Annotated in this window: 10 protein-coding genes; 8 read left to right on the top strand and 2 right to left on the bottom strand. The window is 58.9% G+C overall.

What is annotated here, in order from left to right; translation table 11 throughout:
* Positions 1–18 precede the first annotated feature (18 nt).
* Together GXM22_RS07970 and GXM22_RS07965 are read right to left on the bottom strand one after the other, a co-directional pair.
* Positions 19–351 (bottom strand): GlsB/YeaQ/YmgE family stress response membrane protein, encoded by a 333-nt coding sequence (locus GXM22_RS07970; RefSeq protein ID WP_005934393.1) that lies wholly within the window; start codon positions 349–351, stop codon positions 19–21.
* The gene (locus tag GXM22_RS07965) at positions 348–1,049 is read right to left on the bottom strand and encodes an endonuclease III domain-containing protein (protein WP_005934391.1); all 702 of its coding nucleotides are present in this window, start codon (positions 1,047–1,049) and stop codon (positions 348–350) included. Before GXM22_RS07965 ends, GXM22_RS07970 begins: the two co-directional genes overlap by 4 nt.
* 188 nt (positions 1,050–1,237) lie before the next feature.
* Between GXM22_RS07965 and GXM22_RS07960 the strand changes: the two genes are divergently transcribed.
* From GXM22_RS07960 to GXM22_RS07925, 8 genes are all read left to right on the top strand, one after another.
* A complete protein-coding gene (locus GXM22_RS07960) occupies positions 1,238–2,512 on the top strand; it encodes a replication-associated recombination protein A (protein ID WP_005934388.1) in 1,275 nt (424 codons plus the stop codon).
* Positions 2,513–2,535: 23 nt separating this feature from the next.
* Positions 2,536–2,922, top strand: coding sequence for a Fur family transcriptional regulator (locus GXM22_RS07955; protein ID WP_005934387.1), 387 nt, complete (start codon positions 2,536–2,538; stop codon positions 2,920–2,922).
* 100 nt (positions 2,923–3,022) lie between these two features.
* Positions 3,023–4,405, top strand: a complete 1,383-nt coding sequence (gene miaB, locus GXM22_RS07950) for a tRNA (N6-isopentenyl adenosine(37)-C2)-methylthiotransferase MiaB (protein ID WP_005934386.1) — start codon at positions 3,023–3,025, stop codon at positions 4,403–4,405.
* Positions 4,406–4,474: 69 nt separating this feature from the next.
* On the top strand, positions 4,475–4,882 hold the full coding sequence (locus GXM22_RS07945) for a YlbF/YmcA family competence regulator (protein ID WP_005934385.1): 408 nt from the start codon (positions 4,475–4,477) through the stop codon (positions 4,880–4,882).
* A gap of 120 nt (positions 4,883–5,002) precedes the next feature.
* Positions 5,003–7,618 (top strand): DNA mismatch repair protein MutS, encoded by a 2,616-nt coding sequence (gene mutS / locus GXM22_RS07940; RefSeq protein ID WP_005934384.1) that lies wholly within the window; start codon positions 5,003–5,005, stop codon positions 7,616–7,618.
* A 39-nt stretch (positions 7,619–7,657) separates the two neighbouring features.
* Entirely contained in the window at positions 7,658–9,808 is a 2,151-nt protein-coding gene (gene mutL, locus GXM22_RS07935; RefSeq protein WP_005934383.1) for a DNA mismatch repair endonuclease MutL, read from the top strand.
* Between the two features lie 13 nt (positions 9,809–9,821).
* A complete protein-coding gene (gene miaA / locus GXM22_RS07930; RefSeq protein WP_005934381.1) occupies positions 9,822–10,742 on the top strand; it encodes a tRNA (adenosine(37)-N6)-dimethylallyltransferase MiaA in 921 nt (306 codons plus the stop codon).
* 5 nt (positions 10,743–10,747) lie between these two features.
* The gene (locus tag GXM22_RS07925; protein WP_242651660.1) at positions 10,748–12,055 is read left to right on the top strand and encodes a biotin/lipoyl attachment domain-containing protein; all 1,308 of its coding nucleotides are present in this window, start codon (positions 10,748–10,750) and stop codon (positions 12,053–12,055) included.
* Positions 12,056–12,067 lie beyond the last annotated feature (12 nt).

The raw sequence follows: 12,067 nt of genomic DNA, 5'->3' as shown, positions 1-12,067 counted from the left end.
ACAACCAGAGAAAACCGGTCAACGATCGTGGAACAGTCGGTTATCCACCCAGATGCAGACGCAGGCACCCAGTACCGAGATAACAAAGGAGCTGATGCTGCCGGTGGCATGGATGCCGATGAGGCCGAACAGGAACTCGCCCACAAAGCTGCCCAGAATGCCCAGCACGATGTTGCGGCCGGTGGAGGTCTGGGTGCCCATAAAGCGGTTGGCGATGTGACCGGCCAGAGCGCCTACCAGCACGCCCACGAGCAGGGAAGCCAGCAGGCCGATCAGAGAGAACAGGCCCATCAGCACGCCCACCAGAGCGCAGATCAGGGCAAGGACAATCAGGATAGACAAAGTGATCATACAGAAGCCTCCTTGGTTTCTTTTGTGGGAACGGCATTTTCTGCCGCGTACCGGCAGATGTCGTTCAGACAGCACTTTTCACATTCGGGTTTGCGGGCATTGCAGACAGCACGGCCATGCATCACAAAGCGGTGGCACAGGTCACTGCCTTCCTCCGGCGGAATGATCTTCCATAGGGCCATCTCCACCTTCTGCGGCTCCTTGATGCCATCCACCAGTCCGATTTTATTGCACAGCCGGATGCAGTGGGTGTCTGTGACGATGGCGGGCTTGCAGAACACATCACCCATGATCAGGTTGGCGCTCTTGCGGCCCACGCCGGGCAGTGCCAGCAGCTCTTCAAAGGTGGTGGGCACTTTGCAGTTGTATTTATCCCGCAGTACCCGCATACAGGCCGAGATATCCCGGGCCTTGCTACGGCCCAGCCCACAGGGCTTGACAATGGCTTCGATCTCATCGGGCTCTGCCGCAGCCAACGCTGCTACATTGGGGTATTTTGCAAACAAGTCCTGTACCACAATGTTCACCCGGGCATCGGTGCACTGAGCCGCCAGCCGGACACTGACCAGCAGCTGCCAGGCGTGGTCGTAATCCAGCGTGCAGGCTGCATCCGGATATTCTGTTTTCAGCCGGTCGATGACCTGGAGCGCCAGCTCCTTTTTGGCAGAGAGATCTTCTGCCGCAGCAGCTTTCTTCATCTGAACCCCTCGTTTCCCGTAAATGTACTATGATAATAGCATGTTTCGACTTTTTTGTAAATGGGGTTTGTGGCATCCATCTGAGAATGATTTTCATTATTGCTCTTGCTGTTCGTGTAAAAATGAGGTATACTATTTTTATATAAGGCCCATGCAGAACAGCAGGGCAGTACAGGAGGGAACGCCCGATGAATGAACCGCTGGCGCAGCGTATGCGCCCCAAAACGCTGGCCGAAGTCTGCGGCCAGCAGCATCTGCTGGCCCCGGGGCGGGTGTTCCGCCGCACCATCGAGAGCGGCCGCATCCCCAACATGATCTTTTACGGCCCGTCCGGCACTGGCAAGACCACCGTGGCCCGCATCATTGCCGAGAACAGCGGCATGACGCTGCACAAGCTCAACGGCACTTCCTGCGGCACGGGGGATATCAAGGCAGTGCTCAAGGATATCGGCACACTGGCCGGGGCGGGGGGCATCCTGCTGTACCTCGATGAGATCCAGTATCTGAACAAGAAGCAGCAGCAAAGCCTGCTGGAGTGCATTGAGGACGGAACTGTGACCTTGATCGCCTCCACCACTGAGAACCCATATTTTTACATTTATAATGCACTGCTTTCCCGCTGCACCGTGTTCGAGTTTAAATCGCTGACAGCTGCAGATGTGGAGCAGGGGCTGCGGAACGCCCTGAAAAAGCTTTCAGAGAGCGAGGGTACGCCCATCCGGATGGAGGACGATGCCTGTGCCTATCTTGCCGAGAGCGCGGGCGGCGATCTGCGCAAGGCACTGGGTTGCCTTGATTTTGCAGTGACGGCGGCGGCTCCCGAACCGGAGGGAAAACACATCACGCTGGACATGATCCAGCAGGTCACCCGCCGCACTGCCATGCGGTACGACCGGGACGGCGATGACCACTATGATATCGTGTCGGCTTACCAGAAATCCATGCGCGGCTCCGACCCGGATGCAGCGCTCCACTATCTGGCCCGGCTGCTGGAAGCCGGGGATCTGCCCTCTGCCTGCCGTCGGCTCATGGTGTGCGCCTGCGAGGATGTGGGCCTTGCCTACCCGCAGATCATCCCCATCGTCAAGGCGGCGGTGGATATCGCCAACGCGGTGGGCCTGCCCGAAGCGCGGCTGGCCCTGGCGGATGCAGTTGTGCTGGTGGCGACCAGCCCAAAATCCAACAGTGCCCATGATGCCATCAACGCCGCCATTGCGGATGTGCAGGCCGGGCGCACCGGGCCCATTCCCCGCCAGCTGCAGAACAAGCACTATGACGGCGAGGATGCGCTGGTAAAGGGCCAGAATTACAAGTATGCCCACGATTACCCCAACCACTGGGTCGAGCAGCAATATCTGCCGGATGTGCTCAAGAATACAAAATACTACACCTTTGGAGAAAACAAGAACGAGCAGGCCTCCCGCGCATATTGGGCGCGGATCAAGGGCGAAGAGAACGTATAAAGGGAAGAGAAGGAGAGAGGAAGATGCGTTATTCCAAACAGCGGGAGCTGGTGCTGCGCACCGTGGAGCAACTTTGCGACCACCCCACCGCCGAAGAGATCTTTGATAAGGCGGCCCCGGAGTGCCCGGGCCTGAGCCTGGGCACCGTTTACCGCAACCTGAACAGTCTGGTGGAGGCAGGCAGGGTGCGCCGGGTGTCCATTCCGGGCAGGGCGGATCGTTTTGATCACACCCTGTGCTGGCATAGCCACCTCTACTGTACAGCCTGCGGTGGCGTAGTGGATGCCGATGTGGATGAGAAACAGGTGATGAGGCTGGTGCGCCGCCAGAAGGATGTTGTGGTGCAGGACTGCGCTGTGGTGCTGTTCGGCCTGTGTGAAGCATGCGCCAAAAAGCAGGCAGAAGGCTGAATTGCCCCGAAGGATTCTGAAATTTGCGGTTTCCCACTTGCCCTTATGGCAGAAAGAGGGTATACTAAAAAGAGCTTTTGAAAAATAAGGATGGTTTTTATTGGAATACATTAACTTTGAACACAACGAAACGGCTGCGGAGCTGGTGCGTGCGGCTTACGACACCCCGCCGCTGGCCTTTGTACACAGCTATGGCTGTCAGCAGAACGTCAACGATGGCGAGCGCATCAAGGGCGTGCTGGTGGATATCGGCTACGGCCTGTGCGATAAGCCCGAGGATGCAGACCTCATCCTCTTCAACACCTGCGCCGTGCGTGAGCACGCCGAGCAGCGCGTGTTCGGCAATGTGGGTGCACTGAAGGGCCTGAAGGAGAAAAAGCGCGGCCTGATGATCGGCCTGTGCGGCTGTATGGCCAACCAGAAACATGTGGTGGAAAAGCTGCGCAAGAGCTATCCCTATGTCGATCTGGTCTTTGGCGTGGATGGCATCGATACGCTGCCCCAGCTCATTGCTCAGAAGCTGCAGAAGCATAAGCGCGTGCTGATGGAGCCTGCCCAGCGCCCGGTCATCGTGGAGAACATCCCCATCCGGCGCGAGAGTGAGTTCCGCGCCTGGCTGCCTATCATGTACGGCTGCGACAATTTCTGCACCTACTGCATCGTACCCTATGTGCGGGGCCGTGAGAAGAGCCGCAAGCCCGGCGATATCCTGGCGGAGTTCCGGGGGCTGGTGGAAGCAGGATACAAGGAGATCACTCTGCTGGGCCAGAACGTGAACAGCTACGGAAAGGGCCTGGAGGAACAGGTGGACTTTGCTGATCTGCTCAATCTGCTCTGCGCTGTGCCCGGCGATTACCAGATCCGCTTTATGACCAGCCACCCGAAGGATGCCAGCCACAAGCTGATCGATACCATTGCGGCCCAGCCCCACCTGTGCAAGCACCTGCACCTGCCGGTGCAGTGCGGCTCGGATGAATTGCTGAAAAAGATGAACCGCCATTACACCATCGGGCAGTACATGGAGCTGATCGAGTACGCCCGCAAAAAGGTGCCCGGCATCACCTTCTCCAGCGATATCATCGTGGGCTTCCCCGGGGAAACGGAGGAGGATTTCCAGGACACGCTGGAACTGGTGAAGAAAGTCGGCTACATGCAGCTGTTCACCTTTATCTACTCCAAGCGCACCGGCACCAAGGCAGCGGAAATGCCCGACCCCACCCCCCGCGCGGAAAAAACTGACCGGATGACCCGCCTGCTCAAGGTGCAGGACGAGATCGCAATGGATCTGGTCCGGCAGCAGGTGGGCCAGACTGTCCGGGTGCTGGTGGAAGGCTATGGCCGCAGCGACGGAACCCTCTCCGGCCGGTTGGACAACAACCTGACCGTGGAGTTTGCCGCTGACCCCGCCCTGATGGGCAGCTACGCACAGGTGCACCTGACCGGTGCCCGCGCCACTGTCCTGCTGGGCGAACTGGAAACGTGATCCCGGGGCACACCGGCCTCAATGATAATATAACTATAAAAACAAACACATCAAAGGAGATTTTTGATTATGGATTGCATCGATCTGTTCAAGCGCGCCGCCATGGCACTGCAGACTGACCCCCGTTACCTGGCTTTGGATCAGGCCCGCAAGGCAAACGACAAGGATGAGGAGCTGCAGAATCTCATCGGGGAGTTCAATCTGGCCCGCATGGATCTGAACAACGAGATCAGCAAGAGCGAGCGCAGTGATGAGCGCATCGCCGAGCTGAACACCAAGGTCAACGACCTGTACGGCAAGATCATGGCTGACGAGGGTATGACTGCTTACAACGAGGCAAAGCGCGACTGCGAGAACCTGGTCAACTACATTGATGCCATCATCAACACCGCAATGAACGGCGGCGACCCCATGACCGTGCAGGAGCCCAGTGAATCCTGCACCGGCAGCTGCTCCACCTGCGGAGGCTGCCACTAACAGGTAAAATGAGAACGCGGCTGCAAATCGCAGGCCGCGTTTTCCTTCCATTCGCAGTTACTTACTGCAAACCGACGGAAAGAAGCAAAGCGGCATAGCCCGCAGGAAAGGTGAACGATTATGGCAGAACTGTCGCCCATGATGCAGCAGTATATGGACATCAAGAAGCAGTATAAGGACGAGATCCTGTTTTACCGCATCGGCGACTTTTACGAGATGTTCTTTGACGATGCGCTGACCGCCTCCCGGGAGCTGGACCTGACCCTGACGGGCAAGCAGTGCGGCATGGAAGAGCGTGCCCCCATGTGCGGCGTGCCCTTCCACAGCTACGAGGGCTATGTGGCCCGCCTGATCGCCAAGGGATACAAGGTGGCGATCTGTGAGCAGATGGAGGACCCGTCCAAGGCAAAGGGACTGGTCAAGCGCGATATCATCCGGGTGGTCACGCCGGGCACTGTCATCGAGAGCAGTATGCTGCAGGATGACAAAAACAACTACATTGCAAGCATTTTTCTGAAAGGAAATGCGGCGGGCATCTGTTTTGCCGATGTTTCCACCGGCACGGCCCACATCACCGAGCTGAAACGGGAGAAGATCGTGCCTGCCGTGATCGCGGAGCTCTGCCGCTACCATCCCAGCGAGGTGCTGATGAATCCCGGAATGCTGGACTGCCGTGAGCTGACCGGCTATATCAAAAAGAATATGACCTGCTCTGTGGAGCTGGTGGAAGAGGAACGCTACGCCCCGGGTCTGGTGGCCATCTCGCTGGAAAACCAGTTTGGCCGCAATTGGGATGAGACGACCTCTATTGATAAAAAAGGTCTGGTGCGGTTTGCCATGGCCGCACTTCTGGAATACCTGCACACCACCCAGATCAAAGGTGTGGAGCGCCTGAAGACCGTCATCAGCTACAACGAAGCCCAGTATATGCAGCTTTCGCCTGTGACGCGGGCCAACCTTGAACTCACCGAGACCCTGCGGGGCCGCGAGAAGCGGGGAACCCTGCTCTGGGTGCTGGACAAGACCAGCACTGCCATGGGCAAGCGGCTGCTCCGCACCTGGATTGAGCAGCCGCTGCTTTCCAGCGATGCCATCAACCACCGTCTGGATGCTGTGGAAAGCCTGGTCAATCAGACCGTACAGCGCGGCGATCTGATCGAAGAACTGCATTACATCGCTGATCTGGAGCGTATGATGACCCGCACGGTCTACGGCTCGGCCACGCCCAAAGAGATCTATGCCATGGCACAGACCTGTGAGCGCCTGCCCAGCCTGCGCCAGCAGGCTGAAAGCTGCGGCTGCGCCGAACTCAGCGAGATCGTCTCCAGGATCGACCCGCTGAGCGATATCAAGGACAAGATCTATGCCGCTGTGGACCCTGACGCACCCTCTACCCTGAAGGATGGTGGCGTCATTGCCAAGGGCTACCACCCTGAGGTGGACGAGCTGCGTTCCATCCGCGATAACACCAAGGGCGTGCTGGCTCAGCTCGAGACCCGCCTGCGGCAGGAGACCGGCATCCCCAAGCTGAAGATCGGCTATAACCATGTGTTTGGCTATTTCATCGAGGTCAGCAACTCTTATAAGGCACAGGTGCCGGAGAGCTACATCCGCAAGCAGACCCTGACCACCGGCGAACGCTACATCACACAGGAGCTCAAGGAGCTGGAAAATAAGATCCTGGGTGCTCACGAGCGGCTGATCGCTCTGGAACACCGGCTGTTCAATGAGCTGCTGGAAAGCATTGGTGCCCAGCTCGACCGCATCCAGCGTACGGCCAACGCCGTAGCAGAGCTGGACGTGCTGGCCGCTCTGGCTCAGGTGGCAGCAGAAAACAACTACTGCCGCCCCGCTGTGGATGAGAGCGACCAGCTGACCATCGTGGAGGGCCGCCACCCTGTGGTGGAGCAGATGCTCAAGGGCAGTCTGTTCGTACCCAACGATACCACCCTGAACTGCGGCGAAGATCGCTGCCTCATCATCACCGGCCCTAACATGGCGGGCAAATCGACCTATATGCGCCAGAATGCGCTGATTGCCCTGATGGCACAGATCGGTTCCTTTGTTCCGGCCAGAGAGTGCCATGTGGGTGTAGTGGATGCCATCTTTACCCGCATCGGTGCGTCGGATGACCTTTCGGCAGGTCAGTCCACCTTTATGGTGGAGATGACCGAGGTGGCAGAGATCCTGAAGAACGCTACCTCCCGCAGTCTGGTGGTGCTGGATGAGATCGGGCGCGGCACGTCCACCTTTGACGGCATGAGCATTGCCCGCGCCGTGGTGGAGCACATCAGCGACCCTGCCAAGGGACTGGGCTGCAAAACCCTCTTTGCCACCCATTACCACGAGTTGACGGACCTTGAGGGCACCATCAGCGGCGTGAAAAATTACAACATTGCGGTGAAAAAGCGGGGTGAGGACATCACCTTCCTGCGCCGCATCGTCCGCGGCCCTGCCGATGACAGCTATGGCATCGAGGTGGCAAAGCTGGCCGGTCTGCCCGGCACCGTGACCCGCCGCGCCCACGAGGTGCTGCGCGCACTGGAAGCCACTGCCCCCAAGAACAAGGTGGAGCAGATGGACTTTGATGCGCTGCAGGAGTATAATTCTCCCGCAGTGCCCAGCGAGGTGCTGGAAAAACTGGATGCGCTGGATGTGGAAACGCTGACCCCCATTGAAGCGCTGAATTTCCTGTACGAGCTGAAAAAGACCTTGAAGGGCAGCCTGAACGGCTGATTTCCTGAAAAATCCTAAAAAACAGGGGAGGGAACGAATATGGCAGTCATCCATGTTCTGGACAAGCACACGGCAGAGCTCATTGCAGCCGGTGAGGTGGTGGAGCGGCCTGCTTCCGTGGTGAAGGAGCTGCTGGAAAACGCCATCGATGCCGGGGCAAGCCAGATCACCGTGACCATTGAATCAGGCGGCGTGAAGCTGATCGAGATCAGCGACAACGGTTCGGGCATTGAAGCAGAGTATATCCCCACGGCATTCATCCGCCACGCCACCAGTAAGATCCGGACGGAGGATGATCTGAACCATATCCACACCCTGGGCTTCCGTGGAGAAGCGCTGGCTTCCATTGCCAGCGTGGCGCGGGTAGAAGTACTGACCCGTACTGAGAACGACGAGTGCGCCTCCGTCTACCGCATCGAGGGCGGCGAGGATTATCCGCTGGAGCCCGGTGCACGCGGCGTGGGCACTACCATCCGGGTGCAGGATCTGTTCTACAACACCCCGGCCCGGATGAAGTTCCTCAAAAAGGATTCCAGTGAGGGTACCTTTGTGGCGGATATTGTGGCCCATGTGGCCCTGAGCCACCCCGAGGTCAGCTTCAAGTTTGTCCGGGAGGGTAAGCTGCAGTATGTCACCCCCGGTGACGGCAAGCTGCGCAGTGCCGCCTACGCGGTGCTGGGCCGGGAATTCAGCCGTGACCTCATGGAGCTGGACAATCAGGAGGGGGTCTACCGGGTGTGGGGCCTCATCACCCAGCCCAGGAGCTGCCGCGCCAGCCGCAGTATGCAGTATTTCTATATCAATGGGCGCTATGTCCGCAACCGCACCATGATGGCAGCCATGGAAACAGCGTTCAAAGGCACCACGATGCAGGGCAAGTTCCCTGGAGGAATCTTGCTTCTGGAAATGCCCGCTGACCTTGTGGATGTCAATGTCCACCCGGCCAAGACTGAGGTACGCTTTGCCCGGGAAAACGATATCTTTGACCTCGTTTATCACGCTGTCAAGCTGGCACTGGCCCAACCGGGCACCGGAGAGCGGCGTTTCGCCTTTGAAGAGGATAAAAAAGATGAAGAATCCAACAAATCGGAAATAAATGATAACGCGGCAGAAAATGATGTAAAGAAGAATAACTTTACAGGGCTTTCTGCCATCATTCCGGGCCAGGCTGAGCCGGGAACGCTCCATGAGCATACCCCTCAGCCCCAGCGGAGCTTCCGGAGCTTCACTCCGGCACCGGCAGCAGTACCGCTGTCCCGTCCGGCAACTGCAAGCCACCCGGATATCCTGCCTGTGCCGGGCACTTCCGAGGAAAAGCCGACAGAGCACAGCTGGACAACGGTTGCATCGGGCCTGCCCATCCGGCAGGATGCCACCCTGCACAGCCCGGCACCAGCTCCCACGGTGAGTGAGCCTGAAGCACCCGCCTTTGCCGCAGCGCTGGGGGAAGGTGCATTGGACATTGAACCGGACAGTGCAGATCTGCCCGAACATCAGGACCACATGGCGGCATGGGATCCTGCCCCCAAGGAGGAAATGCCTGCCGCCCCGGCTCCGCAGCAGACCTCTGCTGCAGAGGACACGCCGGAACAGCTGGGCTTTGACGTGCAGGAAGGCCCTGCCCCTCTGCGCTATGTGGGTGAGATCTTCAAGACCTACATCCTTGCCGAGCGCGGGGAGGAGATCTGCATCATTGATAAGCACGCTGCCCACGAGCGCCAGCTTTTCGAGAAGCTGGCGGCAAACTATGGGGATGTTCCGGCCCAGCTGCTGCTGGAGCCGCTGGTGGTGGAGCTGTCGGCGGAGGAAAAGACTGCCCTCCTCTCCAACCTTGAGCTGCTGGAAAGCGCAGGACTGGAGATCGATGACTTTGGCGGCAACAGCGTGTTCCTGCGCTCTGTGCCCGCGGATGTGGAACAGGGCAGCGCCGAGGATCTGCTGGTGGAGCTGGCGGATAAGCTCTCCAAAGGCAGCCGCGATGCCTTGAGCGAAAAGACCGAGTGGGTGCTCCATTCCATCTCCTGCCGCGCGGCCATTAAGGCGGGGGATAAGACCTCCCCGCAGGAGCTGATGGCATTGGCTGAAAAGATCCTCTCGGGCGAGGTGCCGCCCTTCTGCCCCCATGGTCGGCCTTGTGTTCTTAAATTGACCCGGAAGGAGCTGGAAAAACAGTTTGGACGGATCGTGTAACAAAAAGCACCCGGTGCTGGCCGTGGTCGGCCCCACGGCTTCCGGCAAGACCGCGCTGGGTGTTGCACTGGCCGAGCAGTTCGGCGGTGAGATCATCAGCGCCGATTCGATGCAGATCTACAAAGGGCTTGATGTGGGCACCGCTAAGGTGACCCCCGAGGAGACTCGCGGCATTCCGCACCATGGGGTGGATATCCTGCAGCCCGATGAACCGTTCAGCGTGGCGGATTTCACCGCGCTGGCCGGAGCGCTGGAGCATGAGATCTCCGGCAGAGGACATTTGCCCATCCTTGTGGGCGGCACCGGGCTCTATGTCCAGAGCTTTTTGTATGGTGTCCGCTTTGCTGCTGAGAAAACGCCGGACGGTTTGCGGGAACAGCTGGCCGCGGAACTGAATGAAAAGGGTCCGGAAGCCATGTATGCGGAGCTGCAGGCGGTGGACCCCGAAGCGGCGGCGGCCATCCATCCGAACAACCATGTCCGGGTGCTGCGGGCGCTGGAACATTACCGCGCCACCGGGAAAAAGCTCAGTGAGCAGAAAGCAGACTCACTCCCGCCCGAAAAGCCCTACCGGTCTCTGATCCTTGGGCTGGATTTCCCGGAGCGCGCCCAGCTCTACCGCCGCATCGACCTGCGGGTGGATCTGATGATGGAGCAGGATCTGCTGAACGAGGCAAAACGTGTGTGGGAACACCGGGACACTTATAAGACGGCGGCCCAGGCCATCGGATACAAAGAATTCTTCCCCTACTTTGCGGGGGAGAGCGCGCTTGCCCCTTGTGTGGAGAAGCTGAAACAGGCTTCCCGCAACTATGCCAAGCGCCAGCTGACCTGGTTCCGCCACATGGAGGGTATCCACTGGCTGGATGCCTCGGCCCCGGATGTCCGGGAACAGGCCGCACGTCTCACAAATGAATTTTTAGCGAAAGGATGAGCGATATGCAGGAAGAGAACCGCGAGGGCATCTCTGGCGCACTGAAAACGCTGGCCGCTGTCGTTATCGTGTTTTTGCTGCTGGCGGCATTGTATGTGGGCTATCAGGCAATGCAGGTGCTGTTTCCGCCCAATACCTACGAGACCGCCCTGCTGGCTACGGTGGAGGACACCGTGGATGCCGAGGGCGTGCTCCTGTTCGAGGAAAGCTACGTTGCGGGCGGCGGCACGCTGGGGTATCTGGTGGCAGACGGCGAACGTGTTTCGGCAGGCACAGCGGTGGCTGAGATCTACAGCGATGCAGCACAGGCCACCCTGCGCCAGCAGCTGACCCAGATCAATGACCAGATCGACCTGCTGCAGCGCTCCCAGAACACCACTTCGGTGCAGCTGGAATCCCTGCGCAAGAACCGTTCCGCTGCTCTGTACGACCTGATGAATTCGCTGGATGCAGGGGACTACGAGGATACCGATGCGGAGAAGGAAAACTACATTCTGGCCCAGAACAAACTCTGGGTCATCACCGGCGAGGTGGCCAGCTTTTCCGACCAGATCACCGCGCTGACCCAGCAGGCCGCCACGGTGCAGTCCCAGCTGGGCAATCCGTCCCAGATCACGGCCCCGCAGACGGGCTATTTCATCCGCAGCTCCAGCTCCGGGCGGCTGAACGCAGGTTCTGCCGATATCCTTGCCCTGGATGCAGCCAACCTGAAAGCCTACGTTGAGTCCTCCCCGGAGATCGCGCTGGACGGCTGCGCAGGCAAGATCGTTTCGGGCTTTACCTGGTACTATGCCGGGGTGTGCTCGGCCAAACAGGCGGAAAAGCTGCTGGGCAGGGACGGCAAACCCTTGACCAAGAGCGTTGAGATCCGCTTTCCCGGTCAGGTGGAGACGCCCCTCAAGGCAAAGGTCAGCGAGGTGAACATTGATGCGGAAAACGACATTGCACGTTTCGTTCTCTCCTGCGAGATCATCAACGGCGATGTGCTCCGGCTGAACTGTGCCGATGCCCAAATCATCGTGGGACGCAACACCGGCCTGCGGGTGCCTGCTGCTGCGGTGCACTACCTCAAGGAGGACGGCTCCGAGGCAGAGGGTCAGGGCGAGAACTACATCCCCGGCGTGTATGTGAAGTACGGCAACCTGGCCCGCTTCTGCCGCATCGACCCTGTGGACGATGCCCACCCGCAGATCACGGATGGCAATGACCTCATCGTTTTGCCCAGCGGAACGGCTGGTTCTGTTAGTCAGGTTCGGCTTTATGACGAGATTATTGTCTCCGGACAAAATTTGTATGATGGAAAACTTTTGTAGTTATTGACATCT

The sequence above is a fragment of the Faecalibacterium duncaniae genome (genome assembly GCF_010509575.1).
GTDB lineage: Bacteria > Bacillota > Clostridia > Oscillospirales > Ruminococcaceae > Faecalibacterium > Faecalibacterium duncaniae.
This window is presented reverse-complemented; position numbering and strand designations above follow the sequence as displayed.

Excerpts from the sequence above, each read along its gene's own strand:
- GXM22_RS07970 (WP_005934393.1), bottom strand. The coding sequence starts at position 351 with ATGATCACTTTGTCTATCCTGATTGTCCTTGCCCTGATCTGCGCTCTG.
- GXM22_RS07965 (WP_005934391.1), bottom strand. The coding sequence starts at position 1,049 with ATGAAGAAAGCTGCTGCGGCAGAAGATCTCTCTGCCAAAAAGGAGCTG.
- GXM22_RS07960 (WP_005934388.1), top strand. The coding sequence starts at position 1,238 with ATGAATGAACCGCTGGCGCAGCGTATGCGCCCCAAAACGCTGGCCGAA.
- GXM22_RS07955 (WP_005934387.1), top strand. The coding sequence starts at position 2,536 with ATGCGTTATTCCAAACAGCGGGAGCTGGTGCTGCGCACCGTGGAGCAA.
- GXM22_RS07945 (WP_005934385.1), top strand. The coding sequence starts at position 4,475 with ATGGATTGCATCGATCTGTTCAAGCGCGCCGCCATGGCACTGCAGACT.
- mutS (WP_005934384.1), top strand. The coding sequence starts at position 5,003 with ATGGCAGAACTGTCGCCCATGATGCAGCAGTATATGGACATCAAGAAG.
- mutL (WP_005934383.1), top strand. The coding sequence starts at position 7,658 with ATGGCAGTCATCCATGTTCTGGACAAGCACACGGCAGAGCTCATTGCA.
- GXM22_RS07925 (WP_242651660.1), top strand. The coding sequence starts at position 10,748 with ATGCAGGAAGAGAACCGCGAGGGCATCTCTGGCGCACTGAAAACGCTG.